This window comes from Ensifer sp. LC11, assembly GCF_001695835.1.
Classification (GTDB): Bacteria; Pseudomonadota; Alphaproteobacteria; order Rhizobiales; family Rhizobiaceae; genus Ensifer.
Window position 1 is genome coordinate 18827 of record NZ_MBSO01000072.1, and the last position, 18772, is coordinate 37598.

General features: G+C 62.5%; 15 protein-coding genes and 1 pseudogene. 5 read left to right on the forward strand and 11 right to left on the reverse strand.

All coding sequences use genetic code 11. The features are described 5' to 3' along the window. Positions 1–7: 7 nt before the first annotated feature. On the reverse strand, positions 8–1780 hold the full coding sequence (locus BBX50_RS27975; RefSeq protein WP_065778559.1) for a cytochrome c biogenesis protein DipZ: 1773 nt from the start codon (positions 1778–1780) through the stop codon (positions 8–10). 166 nt (positions 1781–1946) lie between these two features. On the opposite strand from BBX50_RS27975, the pseudogene BBX50_RS30180 reads away from it, so the two are divergent. Next, positions 1947–2048, forward strand: a pseudogene (locus BBX50_RS30180) (tRNA (N6-threonylcarbamoyladenosine(37)-N6)-methyltransferase TrmO); the annotation flags it as partial. 115 nt (positions 2049–2163) lie between these two features. Here BBX50_RS30180 and xth read toward each other — a convergent pair. From xth to ligD, 5 genes are read right to left on the reverse strand one after another with little or no spacing between them, the layout of a single operon-like run. Further along, on the reverse strand, positions 2164–2937 hold the full coding sequence (xth, locus tag BBX50_RS27980) for an exodeoxyribonuclease III (protein ID WP_065778560.1): 774 nt from the start codon (positions 2935–2937) through the stop codon (positions 2164–2166). A gap of 13 nt (positions 2938–2950) precedes the next feature. After that, positions 2951–3592, reverse strand: coding sequence for an alpha/beta family hydrolase (locus tag BBX50_RS27985; protein WP_065778561.1), 642 nt, complete (start codon positions 3590–3592; stop codon positions 2951–2953). 1 nt (position 3593) lies between these two features. Next, positions 3594–4679 (reverse strand): tetratricopeptide repeat protein, encoded by a 1086-nt coding sequence (locus BBX50_RS27990; protein ID WP_065778562.1) that lies wholly within the window; start codon positions 4677–4679, stop codon positions 3594–3596. Then, a complete protein-coding gene (locus BBX50_RS27995; RefSeq protein ID WP_065778563.1) occupies positions 4679–5569 on the reverse strand; it encodes a Ku protein in 891 nt (296 codons plus the stop codon). The genes BBX50_RS27990 and BBX50_RS27995 overlap by 1 nt, the downstream gene beginning before the upstream one ends. A gap of 26 nt (positions 5570–5595) precedes the next feature. Then, positions 5596–8058 (reverse strand): DNA ligase D, encoded by a 2463-nt coding sequence (gene ligD / locus BBX50_RS28000; RefSeq protein ID WP_065778564.1) that lies wholly within the window; start codon positions 8056–8058, stop codon positions 5596–5598. A 145-nt stretch (positions 8059–8203) separates the two neighbouring features. On the opposite strand from ligD, the gene BBX50_RS28005 reads away from it, so the two are divergent. Both BBX50_RS28005 and BBX50_RS28010 read left to right on the forward strand, forming a co-directional pair. After that, on the forward strand, positions 8204–8851 hold the full coding sequence (locus BBX50_RS28005; RefSeq protein ID WP_065778565.1) for a TetR/AcrR family transcriptional regulator: 648 nt from the start codon (positions 8204–8206) through the stop codon (positions 8849–8851). A 170-nt stretch (positions 8852–9021) separates the two neighbouring features. After that, positions 9022–11301 carry a methyl-accepting chemotaxis protein gene (locus tag BBX50_RS28010; RefSeq protein WP_065778566.1) on the forward strand — a complete coding sequence of 760 codons (2280 nt, stop codon included), beginning with the start codon at positions 9022–9024 and terminating at the stop codon, positions 11299–11301. Between the two features lie 158 nt (positions 11302–11459). On the opposite strand, the gene BBX50_RS28015 is transcribed toward BBX50_RS28010, so the two are convergent. Beyond that, complete coding sequence (locus tag BBX50_RS28015) at positions 11460–12203, reverse strand: SDR family oxidoreductase (RefSeq protein WP_065778567.1); 744 nt, start codon at positions 12201–12203, stop codon at positions 11460–11462. A gap of 97 nt (positions 12204–12300) precedes the next feature. On the opposite strand from BBX50_RS28015, the gene BBX50_RS28020 reads away from it, so the two are divergent. Continuing rightward, positions 12301–13203 (forward strand): AraC family transcriptional regulator, encoded by a 903-nt coding sequence (locus tag BBX50_RS28020; protein WP_065778568.1) that lies wholly within the window; start codon positions 12301–12303, stop codon positions 13201–13203. Between the two features lie 91 nt (positions 13204–13294). After that, positions 13295–13882: a YqaA family protein gene (locus tag BBX50_RS28025; protein WP_065778569.1), complete on the forward strand. Its 588-nt coding sequence runs from the start codon at positions 13295–13297 to the stop codon at positions 13880–13882. Positions 13883–13914: 32 nt separating this feature from the next. Here BBX50_RS28025 and BBX50_RS28030 read toward each other — a convergent pair whose 3' ends face one another. From BBX50_RS28030 to BBX50_RS28045, 4 genes are all read right to left on the reverse strand, one after another. Further along, positions 13915–15363: an amidohydrolase family protein gene (locus BBX50_RS28030; RefSeq protein ID WP_065778570.1), complete on the reverse strand. Its 1449-nt coding sequence runs from the start codon at positions 15361–15363 to the stop codon at positions 13915–13917. After that, positions 15356–16459 carry an amino acid ABC transporter permease gene (locus BBX50_RS28035; protein WP_065778571.1) on the reverse strand — a complete coding sequence of 368 codons (1104 nt, stop codon included), beginning with the start codon at positions 16457–16459 and terminating at the stop codon, positions 15356–15358. Before BBX50_RS28035 ends, BBX50_RS28030 begins: the two co-directional genes overlap by 8 nt. 3 nt (positions 16460–16462) lie before the next feature. Next, on the reverse strand, positions 16463–17614 hold the full coding sequence (locus BBX50_RS28040; protein ID WP_065778572.1) for an ABC transporter permease subunit: 1152 nt from the start codon (positions 17612–17614) through the stop codon (positions 16463–16465). Positions 17615–17720: 106 nt separating this feature from the next. Then, on the reverse strand, positions 17721–18752 hold the full coding sequence (locus BBX50_RS28045; RefSeq protein WP_065778573.1) for an amino acid ABC transporter substrate-binding protein: 1032 nt from the start codon (positions 18750–18752) through the stop codon (positions 17721–17723). Between the last annotated feature and the right edge of the window lie 20 nt (positions 18753–18772).

Here is an 18772-nt window from a genome sequence, read left to right on the forward strand (position 1 = left end):
AAATCCCTCATCCAAAGGTGAAAACGAACGCCTCGACGCCAGGCTCCAGAAAACGAATTTCGAAGGTCCGTTCCCTTGCCTCACCGGACTGGCGCACAAGCTGGTAGAGGCGCGTCTCAGAGACAGTTCCCTTGCCGACCGCATCGGTATCCGCGCCATGATCCGCGCCCGGCGGCACGCCATCGACCGTGATCTGGAAGGGCACCGGCTTGCCGCCTGCGCCCGGTCCAAGCACCAGATGCAGATCGCGGGCGCGGAACCGGTAGGTGATGCCGCCGCCAGCCTCGTTGAGGTGCGCCTGTTCGGCTCCCACAGTCCAGTTGCCGGCAAGCCCCCATTCGTTCAGCCGTGGAGCATTGACGGTGTAGCGTTGGGCGCTGTCGGCCGAGACGCCTTCGGGCGACACGAAATTTTCCCCGCGCGCGTAGCCGACATAGGTCTCGCCGGATCCGAGCCGCGTCAGATCAGGCGAGGCTTCGGCACCTTTCGCATCCGGCTTGACCAGGTCGGATTGAGCCTTGCGCTTACCGGCCGATTCGGCCAGCAAATCCTGGATCACGCGTTCGGAGCCTTCGTAGTCACCTTCGCCGAAATGGGTGTAGCGGATCTGTCCTTCGGCATCGATGAAGTAGTGCGCCGGCCAGTAATTGTTGGAAAAGGCCCGCCAGATTGCGAAATCGTTATCGATCGCCACGGGATAGGTGATCTTGAAATCGCGAACCGCCTGCTCAACGTTGCCAATCTGCTTTTCAAAGGCGAATTCCGGCGCGTGCACGCCGATCACGACGAGGCCCTGATCGCGATACTTCTCCGCCCAGGCCCTGACATAGGGGATCGTCCGGATGCAGTTGATACAGGAATAGGTCCAGAAGTCGACGAGAACCACCTTGCCGCGAAGCTCCGCCGGTGTCAGCGGCTTGGAGTTCAGCCACTGAACGGCGCCGTCGAGCGACGGGAAGGTCCCTTCCACCGGCAGGTCGCTGCGATAGGTCGCCGGTCGCGTATCCTTTGCGGCGAGCGTCATGCGGCTGCTGGCAACGGAGACGTCACCCGCTCCGGCGCCACGCAAGCGGTCGAGGATGGATTGCTCGAAACCAGCCGTGCTCGCATAGGAGAGGCGCGCCAGCAATCCGGTGTCGAAGCCGGAAGCGATCGCCGCGACACCGGCAAGCACGGCGACGCCCAGCCCCTGGCGAATGCGATCGCCAACACCAAGGAACCGCTTCATCGCCGAAAACACCCTGCCGCCGGCAAGAACCGCCAGTGCCAGCGATGTCGCCGCACCGGCCGCATAGGCCGAAAGCAGCAGCGTCGTCTGCACGTTCGCGCCATTGAGAGCAGCGCCGGTCAGGATGAGTCCAAGTACAGGACCGGCACAGGGCGCCCAAAGCAGTCCGGTCGCAACGCCGAGCAGGATGGCGCCGCCGACGCTTCCCTTCTCGCCGGTCGCCGCCTTCCTGGACAATCTGTTGCCGAGCGCGACAAGCGGGCCGGTCAAGAACGTGGCGGCCCGTGTCGACAGCAGGCTGACGCCAAAGACCGCCAAGGGTGCGATCGCCGCGTAGCGTCCGAACGCGTTTGCCTGCACGGCCCAGTTGCCGCCGAGCGCCGCGAGAGAGGCGATGCCTGCAAAGGTCACGATCTTGGCGAGCAGCATCGGCAGAATGCTGGTGGAAAAGGGCTGACCGGCGCGCGCGAACACGAACGGCAGCACCGGCAGGATACAGGGGCTGACGATCGTCAGCACGCCAGCGAGATAGGCTACAACAAACAGGAACATCAGTCCCTCCACACTGGATCGATGCCTTGCGGCAGCAATCGCGCTTTAGATGCGCAGCAGAGGATCATGGCGACGTATCGCGGATGTTTCCGCTTGGAGGGGGATATGTATCGTAATGCAGCGAGGCGCCGAGACGGCATGGCGGAAAGTGCCGACCATGCCGCCGTCGGTGGAAGGCCCAACCCTGCTCGTGCTCGGTCTCGATTGCCTCGGCGGCACGCCGTTTCTCGACCTCAAGCCGGACCGGAGCTTTCTCCCTGGTGTTTAATTGCGTCGGATCGCGGCTGGCCGCGTCCTTTCGCCCACCGGCCTGGATATAGACCGGGAAACAGCACCACCACTGGACGTGGGGCTACATCTGCATCCCCGCGGCTGCGGCCGCCTCAATCACGCAAGGTAATCCACACCGGCGCATGGTCGCTCGCCCCTTCCACACCGCGCACCTGCCGGTCGATGCCGGCACCGATCAACTCGCGAGAGAGCTTGTGGCTGAGCAGGATATGGTCCAGCCGGAGGCCGGCGTCCCGCTGCCATCGGTTCCGACGATAGTCCCAGAAGGTGAAGAGCTGCTCTTGCGGATAGATTTTGCGAAGGGCGTCGAGCCAGCCTTGATCCAGCAGCTTTCGGAATGCGGCACGGCTTTCCGGCTGAACCAGCGCGTTGTCGTCGTAGGAGCGTGTCGGATAGATATCGCGCGGCTCCGGCACGATGTTGTAGTCGCCGGCAAGCACGACCGGCAGATCGGCACCATAGAGGTCGGAGGCATGGCGGAGAAGGCGGTCGTGCCAGGACAGCTTGTAGGCAAACTTCGGGCCCGGCTGCGGATTGCCATTGGGCGCATAGAGGCATGCGACCAGGATGCCGCTGACCGCCGCCTCGATGTAGCGGCTCTGTTTGTCGGACGGATCGCCCTCAAGCCCCACGCGGGTCAGGACCGGTTCGCTGTCGCGGCTAAGAATGGCGACACCGTTCCACGCCGCCTGCCCCTGCCAGACGGCGCTGTAGCCAGCCTTCTCGATCGCATCGCGCGGAAATTCACCGTCGGCCGCCTTGAGTTCCTGCAGGCAGACGATGTCCGGCTTGGCTTGACCCAGCCAAGCGATCAGGTTCTCCAATCGTCGAGTAATGCCGTTGATGTTGAAGGTGGCGATCTTCATATCGGCAGCCAGTTCAGGAGGTCAGCGGGGCGGCCCAGGTGGAAACCGCTCCAGCGAGCGTCTGCAGATGATCGGCGGCTGAAAAACCGGAAATGCTCTTGCGTGGCTTGAGATCATGATCGCCGTCCTCGAGCCACAAGACCTCGATGGCATCGGAAAGCGCGTAACCCGGAACCTCCTCGCGCGTGCCGAACTCGTCGCGGGTTCCCTGGCAGATCAGGGTCGGTGTCTTCAGCGCAGCAAGATGCTTCGTGCGCAACTGTTCGGGCTTGGCCGGCGGATGGAAGGGATAGCCGAGGCAGAGCAGCCCGACGATCTTGCCAGCCGCGTGGAGTTGGTCGGCGACCATGCTGGCAACCCGCCCACCCATCGACTTGCCGCCGATGATGAGCGGACCCTTTGCACCGAGCGCTTCGATGGCAGCGACATATTCCGGGTTGAGTGTTTCTGCACGTGGCGGCGGCTTACGTCCTTCGGAGGTGCGCCTTGCCGCCATATAGCCGAACTCGAACCGGGCAATGCGAAAGCCTGCTGCGGCGAGCGCCTTGGCGGTCGCATTCATCGAGGCGGAGTCCATCGGCGCGCCTGCGCCGTGTGCGAGCAGAATGGTGACGGGCGCATCCTCGGGCCCGTCGAACAGAAACTTCTCGCCCATATCAGCCTACCGTCCTTGGACGCAGATGCAGATCGACGTACTGCACACCCCGCTCTGCCGTTCGCGCCCATTCGCTATCGCTGTCGAGTTCGAGATAGCGGCGCCACCAGCGCCTGGCCTCGCCAAGGTCGCCAGCATCGAATTCGAGTTTTGCCAGGTTGAAGACCGCATCGGCATAGTCGCCGTCAAGCTCGATCGCCTTCTTGAGGTGCCTGCGGGCGGCATCGATCCGTCCCCGCTCGCTCATCAGCCCGGCGAGGTTGAACCAGGCCTCGACGAAAGATGGATCGAGCTTGATGGCGCGGGCATAATCATGCGCAGCATCCAGTTCGCGTCCCGCCGCCTTGAGGCAGTTGGCGCGGTTGAAGGCAGCAACCGAGTCCGTTCGATCCACGGCGAGATAGCGCTGATAAAAGGCGGCTGCCTGCTCGTAGTCGCCGCTCGCCTCGGCCTCCTCGGCCAGCGCGAAAAGATCTTCCAGCTCGGCATCGTCGAATGTCCCGAGATCGAAGAGCAGCTGCCCGTCGAGCTCGCTCTTGCCTTCGATGCTGCGCGCATAGATCGCATCCCGGCCCTCGTGGTGCAGTGATAGTGCCGTCAGCGACGCCACCTGCCCTGAGCGATGCACCGACCGGGCAATCGCGCTCCAGCTCGCCCCGCTGGCGATCAGCTCCGCATACTTCCTGGCCAAGATCAGGTCGCGAAACGAATAGGGTTCGCTGTCATGTTCGAAGGCATCGAACAACGACAGGAGATCAAAGACGCGCGAAGGCAGCTTGGCCTGATCGATCAACGACTGCCGCGTGAGCGCCGATGCCGCCGGAACCGACATCAGCCCCAGAAGGCGAAGAAAACCATTCTCGCTGACGAGCCATCGCCCCGCGGCACGCTCGGCGTCGACGCGTGCATCGATCTCGGCTTCGCTCGCCTTTGCCAACAGACCGCGACCGAAGACGAGATAGGTCGTCTGCCGCGTCATGCCACGTCTCAAATGTCCGTGTTGCCGTTCGACCTCCCGCGCAGCAAGCCTGCGCGGGAACGCCGCAAGCGCCCCCACGATACCGAATGTCTGGCCGGCAACCACCATCAGGCTTTCTTCTTTGCGGTCGTCTTTGCCGCCGTCCGTTTGGCAGCGGCAGGAGCCGCCGCCTTGGCGGTCTCGTTGGCAGCCGGCTCGGCCTTGGCCTTGCTCTTGGCCGGCGGCTTGGACTGGGACAGGCTCGCCTTCAGTGCGTCCATAAGATTGATGACGTTGCCGCGTTCAGGTGCGGCCGCGATGATCGGCTTGTGGCCCTTCAGCTTCTCGCGGATCATCTTCATCAGCGCGATCTCGTAGCGGTCCTCGTAGTTCTTCGGGTCGAAGACCGTCATCTTCTGCTGGATCAGTGCTTCGGCAAGTTGCAGCATTTCCGGGTCCGGATGACCGACAGGGATATTCCCAAAATATTCAGCTGTTCCGCGAACTTCGCTCGGATTCCTTAAGACGCACACGAACATGCCCGTTTCACGGGCGCCGATCGTGACCACCCGCTCACGGCTGGAAAGAACGAGGCGGGCAATCGCGAGCTTACCGCTTTTTTTCAGCGCCTCACGCAGCACGACGAAGGTTTCCTCGGCCATCGCGCCATCGGGCGCCAGATAATAGGGTGCGTCCTGGTAGATGACATCGACGGAGCCTTCGTCGACGAAGGCCTCGATGTTCATCGTGTGGTTGGATTCGATGCGGACGCTTTCCAGATCGGCGTCTTCGATGATGATGTATTTCTTGTCTTCGTACTCGTAGCCCTTGACCAGGTCCGAGCGCTCGACGAGGCCCAGTTCCGGGTCGACCGGCTTCATGTTGATCCGGTTGTGGGTGTCCTTGTGCAGTTGATTGAAGCTGATGCGTTCGCTCGAACTGGTCGCCGGATAAAGCCTGACGGGACAACTGACGAGACTGAGTTTGAGATAGCCTTTCCAACTTGCCCTGGGCGCCATGATTGTCTCCTACGCGGCCAAACGCATTACGTCCTCGTTTCGGACATGAGCGGCAGATCCTTGGCAAAGTCGTCGATATCGGCCCAGGGATCGCCGAAAGTATCCAGAAGACCAGGCAGCGAAGAATAGTTCAAATCCTGTGGAGCGTCGATAGTCTCAAGATCCGCCCAGTTGAGCGGCGTCGAAGCAGGCAGATTTGTGCGTGCCCGCAGCGAATAGGGCGCTGCCGCCGTGTGCCCGCGGGCATTACGGTGAAAGTCGATGAAGATGCGCTTGACGCGGTTTTCCTTGCCCATGGTGGTGGTGAATGTCTGCGGCGCCGTCGCGGCCAGGCGCGAAGCGATCGCGCTCGTCGCCTGGTGCGTCTTCTTCCAATCCAGTTTCGGTCTCACCGGGACGACGACATGGATCCCGCTGCCGCCGGATGTCTTGACGAAGGGAACGAGACCAAGCGCTTCCAGTTCGCCGCGAATGTGAACCGCAGCCTCGACCACGTCGCGCCAGGCGATCCCCTGACCGGGATCGAGGTCGAAGACGATGCGATCCGGTTTTTCGAGCCTAGCGCGCCTTGTTCCCCAGCTATGAAGCTCAATGACGCCAAACTGGGCGAGCGCCAGGTACCCCTTCGTGCCTTCGATCGACAGATAGGATTTGGTCTCGCCCTCGGAATTGCTGGACGCGAAACTACCGATTTCGGGGGGCATGCCGGTAAAGGGATGTCGCTGGAAGAAGCAATCTGCGGGTTTTCCCGTCGGGCAACGGAAGAGCGACACAGGCCGGCCAAGGATGTGCGGCAGCATGAAGTCGCCGACGAGCGCATAGTAGACGGCAACGTCGAGCTTGGTCGGCCCGGATCTGCCGAACACCCGACGGTCCGCGTTGGTGACCTGGATGCTCGCGAGATCGGCATCGGTGATCAGGCGTTTGCGTGGGGCGCGCGCCGGAGCCGAGAGTTCGACATCGCGCAGCCCCTTGAAAACCGCATGGCGCAGGACATTGTCGGTGGTGCGGTTGGAATAGTGGATTCGCGCGTTCAGCACCGGCCGCACCCAGGTGATTTCCTTCGGTGCCCCTTCGAGCGCAATCGCGTCGCTGCGCAATCCCTCAAGCCGTGTGAGCAACAGTCTGGCCGTCTCCGCGTCAAAACCGGTTCCGACCTTGCCGCGGTAGTGCAACTCACCGTCCATCCATTCGCCGAGTGCAAGGGCTGCAAGCCCCTCGGCCGCCTCCGAGGTGGTGTATCCGGCGATGGCAAAGTCTTCGCTTTTGAGCGCTTTCGTCTTGGTCCAGGTCTGGGTGCGACCGCTGCGATAGGGCGCGGAAGTGCGCTTTGACACAATCCCCTCGAGCCCCAGCTCCGCCGCGTGGTCGTAGAGGCCGCGGCCATCGCCTTCGACATGGTCGCTGAACTGAATGGCGGAGCGGCTCGATACTTGTCCCTGGAGCAGTTGCGCGAGCAGCCCCTTGCGTTTGTCAAGCGCGACTTCGGTGAGGTTCCAGCCGTCGAGATAGAGGATGTCGAAAGCATAGAAAACGAGCTTGCCGTCAGCGCCGGACGAAAGCGCATCCTGCAGCAACGCAAAGCGGCTTATGCCCTTGTCGTCCAGCACGACAATTTCGCCGTCGATGATCGCCTCGCGACAAGGCAGCTTCCGGAAAGCGTCCGGCAGATCGCCATAGCGCTTTGTCCAGTCGAGTCCACTGCGGGTAATCAGCCGCACCTTGCCGTCGGAGATATCCACCATCGTCCGGTAACCGTCGAACTTGATCTCGTGCAGCCAAGTCGCCTTTTCCGGAGGCGCCCCTGGCGGCTTCGGTGTCTGGCTGGCCAGTTGCGGCTCGATCCGCTCCGGTTTCACGCCCTTGACCGCGCCGGCCAACGCGCCGGGCTTGAGAACGACCGGTTTTACCGGTTTCTTCGGCGGCTCCACCAGTTCCTCGATCCGCCGTCCGCTCTTCACGCTTTCGGGGCGCGACATCAGGATGTCGATGTTTGGATCGGCGGCAAGGTCATGTTCTTTGAACAGCAGCCAGTTGCGCTGATCTTCCTCCCCGGGCTTCGGTTTCAGCCGCGTCAGCATCCAGCCGCCGTTGAGCTTCTCGCCGGCCAGACGGAACTTGAAGGCGCCGGTTCGCAGGCTCTTGTCGACATCATCCATCGGCGCCCAGACACCCGTATCCCAGACGATCATCGGTCCGCCGCCGTACTCTCCCTCAGGGATGACGCCCTCAAAGTCGATATAGTCGAGCGGATGGTCCTCGGTCTCGACCGCCAGTCGCTTGTCGGCGGGGTTGAGCGACGGCCCTCTTGGAACCGCCCAGCTCTTGAGTACGTCACCGAGCTGAAGTCTCAGATCATAGTGATCGGCCGTCGCGTGATGCTTATGGACGACGAAACGATTGCCCTCGCCTCCGACCTGCCCGGCAGGTTCCGGCGTCCTGGAAAAATCCCGTTTGGAGCGGTAGGCCCTGAGTTTCGACGTCGCCATCTCGCAAGGCTAAGGCGTGTTTGCGCGGGCCGCAATATCCGCGCAACAGCGCCTTCGGAGCGTCGAGCCGTCGAGTTTTTAGGAAAGCAATTGCTTTCCTCCGCGGCTCGCACTAACACTTTCAGGAGCAATTTGGAAAGTCGCCATGCTAGAAAAGCAAAAGGCACCACGTCCGCGCGGCCGGCCGCAGGTCCGCTCCGATGATGAAACCCGCCGCGTGATCATCCTGGCGGCTGAAAGACAGTTCTGCGATCTCGGCTATGAGGCCGCAAACATCAACATCATCGCTCGGAATTCCGGCGTTTCCACCAAGACGCTCTACCGGCTGTTTCCAACCAAAGCCGATCTGTTCGAACGCGTGATCTCCCTCAGGATCGCCGAGTTCGTGCTCGAAGCCGATGAGGAGAACATCGAAGCCGCAGATGTGAGGACCGGTCTCGTGCGCTTGCTGGCCGCCTACGGACATCTCGTGCTTGCCGCGGACACGATTGCGATCATTCGCCTGGTACTTGCAGAGGCGGAGCGCTTTCCCGAGGTTGCCACGACGTTTTGGGAACAGGCGATCGAACGAACCAATGCAACACTGGAGCGCTGGTTGAAGGCGCAGGTGGCGCAGGGACGGCTCGTCATTGCCGATCCGCATTTGGCGGCGGGCATGCTGCGCGGCATGATGGCGATGGAGCCGCAACGGGCTGTCATGATGGGTCGCGTCAGCAGCATCGACGATGCGACGGTCGCTGCCCGCGCCGAAAGCTGCGCGGCGATCTTTCTCGCTGGTGCCTTGCCGCGATAGGCGCAGACCACCGGCTTGCTCCACGGCGTTCTTTATCGATGTCACGCAGACGTCATCAAACTGTAACCTGAGACCGTATAACTCTCCGCGCGGGGTCATCCTGCCGGGCGCATGAGGCGTCGCGACCAGCCTTCGGCATGGCCTCCTCTCCTTCAAGCCCGGTGTTTGTTATGCGTTTGTCCGCGAAGCTCCCCCTTGCTGCGGCGGCTCTGGCTGCTTTTTCCATCGCCGCCACCAGTCTTGCCGGCCTCACCGTCAGCGGCAGCCTGTCGTCACGGGCCGCGATCGAAAAACTGGAAGCCCTTGCCGACGCGCGCCGCAACGAGCTTCGGCACTATCTGACGACCGTCGAAAACGACCTGCGCAATCTGCAGGTGCAGAAATCCGTCGCCAAGGCGCTCACCGACCTCAATTGGGCCACAGCCAAGATCGGGGACAACGCCGGCAGCGAACTGCAGCGCCGCTATGTCATGGAGAACCCCAATCCCGAGGACAAGCGTGCCCTCTACAATTCCGCGGGGACCGACGACTACGACGCGCTGCACGCGCGTTACCATCCCCTCTTTCGCCGCTACGTGGAAGCCCATGGCTACCGCGACGTGTTGCTTGCCAATCTTAGCGGCGACGTCGTCTATTCGCTCAATAAAAAGGGCAATTTCGCCGCCAATCTCAAGGACGCCGCCTGGAAGGACACTGGACTCGGCCGCGTCTTTCAGGAAACGGCCGAAGGCACCGACAAGAGCAAGCTTGCGTTCGCCTCCTACGAGACCTACGCGCCACTCGGCGGCCGGCCTGCGTCGTTCATCGCCATTCCGCTGGAATCGATCGACGGCAAGATCGGCACATTGATCCTCGAAATGCCCGATGCGCTGATCGGTGAGATCGTCGGCAACAGGACCGGGCTCGGGGAAACCGGCGAGACAATTCTCGTTGACGGCAACGGATTCTTTCTGACCGACAGCACCGGCACTCCCGACAACGACATGCTCAAGGCGCGGATTGAGCTCGGAAACCAAGCGGGGGCAAATGGTATCGTCAGCAGCAGGCTCGACGACTTCCGCGGAGAGGAGGCCCAGATGGCGGCCACCAGCCTCGATGCCTTCGGCACGCGCTGGACGATGGTCGCAGTCATGACCACACGCGAAGCTTTTGCCGCCGTCACTGCTTTGCGTAACTGGACCCTCGCCACTGCTCTGGCCGTTCTTGCCGTCGCTCTCGCAATTGCCATCTGGTACTCGCGCCGGCTGACCCGCCCGATCACTGGCCTCGTCACCGACATGACCCGTCTTGCGGCAGGTGTCACGGCGATCGCTGGTCTCGGCGGCAACCGCAAGGATGAAATCGGCGACATGGCGCGTTCCGTCGTCGTTTTCCGCGATGCGCTGCTTGACCGCAACCGCCTCGAAACCGAAGCCGAAGAAACGCGGGTGTTGATTGAAGAGGAGCGGCAGGCCCGCGAAACGACCCAGTCCGAAGTGTCGCGGCAGATCAACGAGGCCGTCGAGAGGTTGGCGTCAGGGCTCGAACGTCTGGCCCAGGGTGACCTGACCGCACACATCGAACACCCCTTCGGCGCTGGTTTTGATCGCCTGCGCACGGACTTCAACCAGTCGCTGGAGAGCCTCGCCATCACACTTGGCGACGTGAAGACGAGAAGTGCGCAAATCGACGGTGAAACCGGTGAGATGCGCGACGCCATTGGCCAGCTTGCAAAACGCACCGAACACCAGGCGGCAACACTCGAAGAGGCGACCGCAGCGCTCAGCGCGATCACCGCGACCGTCGAGCGCACAGCCGAACACGCCTCGTCAGCGACGACGATCGCAGCCGCAGCAAAGGCGAGTTCAGACCGGTCCGGTCACGTGGTGATGAATGCCGTCAGCGCCATGGCCCAGATCGAAAAGGGATCCGTCGCGATCTCCCAAATCATCGGCACGATCAACGACATTGCGTTTCAGACCAACCTGCTGGCGCTGAATGCCGGTGTCGAGGCAGCGCGCGCCGGCAAAGCCGGCAAGGGCTTTGCCGTCGTCGCGCACGAAGTCCGCGAACTGGCGCAGAAATCGGCGCTGGCCGCCCGCGAAATCAAGGCGATCATCACGACTTCGACCGAAGAAGTGGCAAAAGGGGTCTCTCTGGTTCGCGCGGCCGGTGATGCCCTCGATGAGATCTCCGGTCAGATTCATGCAATCAACGAACAGACACAGCAGATTGCCGGTGATGCGCGCGACCAGGCAACCGATTTGCAGCATATCAACCAGACCATGCTTTCGCTCGACGGCGTGACGCAACAGAACAACGCCATGGTCGAGGAGAGCACTGGCATGACGCACCGGCTATCGAACCAGGCTTCCGGCCTGTTCGATCTCGTCGACCGCTTTCGCACCACGCCCGCCGAGCGAGCGCAGGCGACGGCGCCCGATGCGGAGCGCCTCCGCCTGATCGCCTAGAGAAACCCGCTCTCAAGTGGGTCCACGTGAGGCGGAAAGATGCTCTAGAATCAAAGTGCTAGAGCGTCCTTGGTGCGTTCATATGAACGCACGGCGCTCTTGCGGATCACGGCCAGTCGCGCACCTTACCGGTGCCGCCCGGACAGCCCTTCGCCGGATCAGCTCGCCTTCGCCAGCGCAACCGCATCGGCGCCGGCTGGGAAATGCAGCCGGCCGGACAGATCGTTTGCCGCCTGCCACACCTCTTCCGCGACATCGGTCTCGGTCGTCACCAGGGCCGGCTTTGCGAACTGGGCGAAAACAGGAGCCGCGAAAGCGGCATAGGGTTCCGGGATCAGATCCTCGACGGGGACCGCCGTATTGTGCGCGAAGCGCGTGGTTGGCGCGTAACCCGGCTCGACCAGCTTGACGCGGACGCCGAAGGCCTCAAGCTCGTGGGCGAGCGAACCGGTAAAGCCGGTGATCGCCGTCTTGCTGGCCGTATAGGCAGCTGCGAGCGGCATGGCAGCAAGCGTTACGCTGGAGGTGACGTTGACCAAGACCCCCGACCGGCGAGCGCGGAACTGCGGTATCACGGCTTGCGTCATCGCCATCACGCCGAAGGTGTTCGTATCGAAGACCTTTCGGATGTGCGCCATCGGCGTCGCCTCGAAGGCTCCGACCACACCGACGCCGGCGTTGTTGACGAGGACATCGATCGGGCCGGCCTCCTCGATTGCGGCCGCGATGCTCTCGGGCTTGGTGACATCGAGGGCCAGCAAGCAGACACGCTCGGATTTCGGCAGGACATCCCGGCGCGGCGTACGCATGGTTGCAATCACCTTCCAGCCCTCAGCATAGAAGCGCCGCGCCGTTTCCAGTCCATAGCCGGAGGAGCAACCGGTGATCAGTACGGTTTTCATGGTCATTTCCTTCGCTGTTTCGATGCGACCGGAATATCGAGACGGCGCAGGACGATCTACCGCTTGCAGTCCTGCTTTCATTTGCTATCGTCCTGATATGATCGATCCACTCTCGCAACTCATCCAACTGCTCCACCCGCGCACGGTGTTCACCAAGGGCATCAGCGGCGCCGGTCGCTGGGCCGTGCGCTATTCCGACTTTGGGCAACCGAGCTTTTGCACGGTCGTTGAAGGGTCCTGCCGCCTAGCCGTCGACGGCGAAGCACCCGTGACACTCGAAGCCGGCGACTTCGTGCTGCTGCCGACAACGCCAGGCTTCACCCTCTCGGGCTTTGAACCGGTTCAACCCGTGTTCGTCGACCCGAAGGTGACGCCGGCGCCGATGGACGAAATTCGCCATGGACGGCCGGACGGCGATCCGGACGTGCGTCTGCTCGGCGGATACTTTGTGCTCGATTCCCCCGATGCGGGATTGCTTGTATCGCTGCTGCCGACGCTCGTGCATCTGCGCGACATCGGTCGGCTTTCGACCCTTGTGCGTCTTGTCGGCGACGAGGCACGTGACGGCAGGCCAGGCCGCGATCTGGTGCTCGCGCGGCTGGTGGAAGTACTGCTCGTCGAGGCGCTCCGGTCAATTCAGGGTGAAGCCGCAGCTCCCGGTCTGCTTCGCGGCCTCGGCGATCCACGGTTGGCGGCGGCCATCCGCGCGATACACGCCGATCCGGCTCGCGCGTGGACGGTGGCCAAACTTGCAAGCGAGGCAGCACTTTCCCGGTCGGTGTTTTTCGACCGTTTCACGCGTGTGGTTGGCGTACCGCCGATGGAGTACCTGCTCGTCTGGCGCATGGCACTTGCCAAGGATCTGCTGCGGCAACGCGATATCGATCTCGCCGCCATTGCCGCGCGCGTCGGCTATGGTTCGGCCAGCACCTTCAGCACCGCCTTCAGCCGCCATGTCGGACAGCCGCCGGGCCGCTATGCACGCATGGTGCCTGCCTAGGGCATCCGCCGTTTGTGAGAAATGCGGTCACATTTACACCATGCTCGCTCGCCTATAGAGCGCCTTACGACCAACAGGGAACCGCGAACATATGCTCCGACGCCTCTACGATTGGACACTGTCGCTCGCAACGCGGGAGACCGCCATTGTCTGGCTCGGCATCATCGCCTTTGTCGAAAGCTCGATCTTTCCGGTTCCGGCTGACTTGCTTTTGATCCCGATGGCTTTGGCGCGCCCCGAGCGGGCGTGGCGCTATGCGCTGGTTGCGACCATCTGCTCGGTGCTCGGTGGCATTGCTGGCTGGTATCTCGGCCACTATGCCTTCGATACGCTCGCAAGGCCGCTCCTGGAATTTTACGGCAAGCTCGACACCTTCGAGCACCTGAGGGTATCGGTCGATTCGGAAATGCTGGCATTGCTGCTGGTCACTTCAGGCCTCGCGCACCTGCCCCCGATCAAGGTCGTGACGATCCTCTCGGGTGCCGCCGACATCAATCTTGGCCTGTTCATCGTCGCGGCCATTATCGCGCGCGGCGCGCGCTTCTTCCTGCTCGCCTGGCTGCTACAACGCTTCGGCGAAGAGATCCGCGAGTTCCTGGAAAAGCGCCTCGGCGCGCTGGCGGGTGCGGCGGCAACGATCCTGATCTGCGTTTTCGCTGCGCACCGCTTCCTCTCCTGACCTTTGCGCTGTGGGGCAGCTATGCCGCCCACTCAGCGTGGATGCGCACCCGGCAAGGAGAGCGGCGCAAGCTTTCGCATCGCCCGCCCCGTCGGGTCGTTCTCCGGGGCCCTGCGACAGGCATAGTCCTGGGCCTCCTGGAGTTTCGCGAGTGCGCCGTCATAGTCGATCAAGGTCGGCCGTCCACCACTGACGACACAGGTCCCGTCGACATAAACTCGCTCGATCGCCCGCTCCGCGGCGCAATGCAGGAGGTTGCGCAGCGGATCATAGACAGGCTGCATCGCATGGTGGCGGAGATCGACGACCAGGAAATCCGCCTTGGCGCCGATAGCGATCCGCCCGATGTCGGTGCGGCCGAGCGCCTTGGCGCCCGCGGTGGTCGCGGCGTCCAGAATGTCGGCGGTCGCGACGTCGAAGACAGACTTGCCCGAGAGCCGCGCGCAGATCATCGCCTGGCGCATTTCCTCCAGCATATTGAAGGGGTAGCTGTCGGTTCCCAATGCCACATTGACGCCGGCACGCCGATAGCGGCCGACCGATTCCAGCGCCATGCCGCTACGCGAGAAGGTGACCGGGCAGTGCGCCACCGTCGTCTGGCGATCGGCGAGCAGATGCAGATCGATCTCGGTTCTCTGCCGGGTCCAGGAATGGCTGTCAATGAAGATGCAATGGCCAAGGATCAGGTCCTGGCCGAGCAGCCCGAGACTTTCGAGATACTGTACGGCCGTCAGTCCGTGCCGCCGCAGGAGTTCCTCGTGTTCGGCCATAGTCTGGGCGGCGTGAATGGTAATCGGCATGCCGCGCTTGCGGGCCGCGGCCACCGCATCCTCAAGCAGTTCCGGCGAACAGGTCTCGATCTGCGACGGCGCAACGACACCACCGAGGCGGCCGGAGGCGTGTGCCGCCGCCGCATCGACAACTTCCAGCGCCCGCGCGAAGGCCTCGCGTCCGCGTGCCTTGTCCCAACGGAAATCGAGACGGTGGCTGTCTTCGACATGCCATTGCGCCTCACGGAACCCAGGCGCGACGAAGGCGCGTGCGCCACTTTTCGCAAGCGTCGGCAACCAGCTTTGATGCGGCCCGGCAATGTCGAGCAGGGTGGTGACGCCACTGCGCATCAAATCGCCGACCATGACCGTCAACGACGCCTCGATCGCGTCATCGTCGATCTCCAGCAGGTTGGAATATTCGTAGAGCGCATTGCCCCAGAGCGCGGCCGTGCCGATGTCCTCGAAGATGCCCTTGGAGATCGGTTCTTCCCCGGAGTGGCAATGCACATTGACGAAGCCGGGCATGATCATGCGATCGCGGCCGGAGCTCTCGCTGTCGAACGGGCCGTCATAATGACCGCCGACATGCACGAAGCCCGTGTCGTCATAGGCGACGTCGGCATCATGCATATAGACGTGGCCATTGCGCTCGCTGTCGAAGGCGACCAACGTGTGTGCCTTGCGGATGACGTGGATCTCTTTAGTCATGCGTGGTCCTGAAATATTGCTCTAGGAAACGACTGTAAGCCCCCATGAGAGCGCTGAAAACGAAGTATACGACGGCCGCGAAAACATAACCTTCGAGTACGGCGATACCCTGCCACTGAGGATCGCGCATGGCGGTGCGGACGGTGTCGAGGAAGTCGAGGAGGCCAACGATCGTCACGAGCGTGGTGTCCTGGAAGAAGCCGATGAACAGACTGACAAGCGGCGGGATAACCTTCTTCAATGCCTGCGGCAGCACGATCTTGCGCATGATCTGCCAATAGTGCAGGCCGAGCGAGTGTCCGGCCTCCACCTGCCCTTTAGGCACCGCTTGCAGGCCACCACGCACGATCTCGGCGATATAGGCGGCGGCAAAGAGGATGATCGCCACCTGCGCCCGGATGAGTTTGTCGATGGTGATGCCATCAGGCATGAACAGCGGCAGCATGACTGTTGCCATGAACAGGATGCTGATCAGCGGCACGCCGCGCACGATCTCGATGAACCCGACACCGAGAACGCGGATCGCCGGAAGGTTTGACGCGCGGGCGAGCGCAAGCGCGATGCCGAGCGGCAACGCGCAGGCGAGCCCGATGAAGGACAGCATGAAGGAGAGCGGCAACCCGCCCCATTGCGTCGTCGGTACGACGCTGAGGCCGAAGTAGCCACCAGCCATAAGCACATAGAGCGTCGGCAGGATGATCGCGACCCAGGCGATCAGCAGCCCCCGCCCCCAGACCTTCGGCACCATAGAGACGAGACAGGCGCCGAGGAACAGAAGCATGGCCGCCAGCGGTCGCCATTGCTCTTCGAACGGATAGAAGCCGAAGAAGATGTAGCGCATCTTCGCCGACAGGAACGGCCAGCAGGCACCGCTCGTCGCCTTGCATTCCGCCGGTGTCCCCGAGAACGTCGCATCGACGAACAGCCAGCCGATCGCCAGCTTAGCAAGCGTGAAGATCGTGCCGAGGCAGAGGATGGTGATCAGCGCGTTGCCGGGCGTTCCAAAATAGGCGCCGAGCCACCGGCCATTCGGCGCCGGCGGCGCTTGGCGAGAGGTGAGCGTGGTGTCGGCGATGAGAGTGTCGATCTGCGTCATCGCTCAGCGCTCCCTCAGCGCGACCCGCGCATTGTACCAGTTCATGACCAGCGAGATCAGGATGGACAGACCGAGATAGACACCCATGAAAATGGCAATGGCTTCAATCGCCTGTCCGGTTTGGTTCATAACCGTGTTCGAGACCATCACCAGGTCCGGATAACCGATCGCGATGGCGAGCGAACTGTTCTTGAAGACGGTCAGGTAAGTGTTGGTGAGCGGTGGGATGATGATCCGGAGCGCCTGTGGCAGGATCACCAGTTTCAGGGTGCGCCCACGTGACAGGCCAAGCGCCGTCGCCGCCTCCCATTGCCCCTTGCTGACGGCCTGAATGCCGGCGCGCACGATTTCCGCAACGTTAGCCGACACACTCAACGTAAGCCCGAGCAGAAGCGCCACAAATTCGGGGCGCAGATGATAGCCGCCGCTCAGGCGAAACCGCCCGAGTTCGGGCACGTCCCAAGAGACGGCGATATTTGCGACCAGGAATACCGCCGCGAGCGGCAGCACAAACGCCAGCGTCCCGCAAGGGGCAATCGGCATGTCCTTTCCGGTCAAGACACGGCGGCGACCGAGAACCCGTGCGGCGAGAGCGGCACCGGCGAGGCCAACAACGAGCGCAGCTATCAACTCGGTAAAGCCGCTCTCCCAGCGCAACGCCGGCATGACCAGGCCGCTGTTTGAGAGGAACACGCCAGGAAGCATCTCAATCGCCTGCTTGACCGGCGGGAATGCGGAAATGATCAGCGAATACCAGAGCAGCAGGTAGAGCAGCAGTGGCACGTTGCGCAGCGCCTCGACATAGGCGAGCATCAGGCGGGACAGGACGGGATTGTGCGACAGTCGCCCGATACCGACCAGAAGCCCGAGAATGGTGCCGAACAGCGCTGCCAGCAACGAGACCTTTACGGTGTTGGTGATGCCGACGAGGATGGCGCGGCCGATCGTATCGGTCGGCTCATAGGCAATCGCCGATTCCGTGATGACGAAGCCCGCCTGGCGCGCCAGAAAGCCGAAGCCGGTCGCGATATCCTGCTTGGCAAGATTGGCACTCGCGGTGCTGAACATCACCCAGGCGACGAACAGCACGGCGCCAATGGCGATCATTTGATAGAGATAGGCGCGAATGCGCGCATCGTAAAACAGCAGAGGCATGGGGCACCCGTCCCTTAACGCAGGATCTACAGCGCCGCGCGTCTTGTCAGACGCGCAAAGTTTAGTAGGGAGATGGACCCGCGCCGGAACGCGGGCCCGTCAGTTCTCAACGGAACGGCGGTGCGTAAAGCAGGCCACCTTCGCTCCAACGCGTGTTCGGCCCGCGCGTCAGGCCAAGCGCGGTCTTGGTGCCAAGGTTGCGTTCGAACACTTCGCCGTAGTTTCCGACACCCTTGATGATGTTGTAGCCCCACTTGTTGTCGAGGTTCAGCATCTTGCCGAGCTCCTCGCTGACGCCGAGCATGCGTTGGATCTCCGGATCCTCGCTCTTTGCCATCTCGTCGACATTGGCCTGGGTGATCCCGCGTTCCTCGGCGGCCATCAACATCCAGACGGACCAGGATACGATATCGCGCCAGTTGGAATCGTTCTGACGGACAGAGGGTGCCAGTGGCTCCTTGGAGATGGTTTCCGGCAGCACGACGTAATCATCCGGGTTGTTGGCAACCGCTCGGATCGATGCCAGGTCCGAGCGGTCGGACGAGATCGCCTCGCAGCGACCGGAGAAGAAGGCGTTGCGGTTTTCGTCCGGGTTTTCGAACACGACCAGTTCGAATTTGCCGCCGATCGAGCGGAAGAAGTCGCTGAGGTTTTGCGCCGTCGTCGTGCCGGGCAGCGTACAGATCGCCGCATCCGTCAACTCCTTGGCGCTGTTGACGCCAAGCGACTTCGGCACCATCAGCCCCTGCCCGTCGTAGAAGACCGTCGGCCCGAAATCGAGGCCGAGCGAAACTTCGCGCGAGAAGGTGTGAGTCGTCTGGCGCGACAGCATGTCGATTTCGCCGGACTGAAGCGCCTGGAAGCGGGTGTTGATATTGGTCAGAACGAAGTCGACCTTTTCCGGATCGCCGAATACGGCTGAGGCGACGGCGCGGCAGACGTCAACGTCGAAGCCCTGCATGTGCCCCTTGGCATCCGCGGTGGCAAAGCCTGGCGTGCTCATCGAGACACCGCAGATTAGCTTGCCGCGTGCCTTGACGGTTTCCAGCGTCGAGGCCGCATTCGCCGTCGTCGCCGCGACAAGCCCGACGGCAACGCCCGCAACCGTGGCGCAGAGCTGTAGAATCCTGCGTTTCATGAATTCCCTCCCATTGGTTT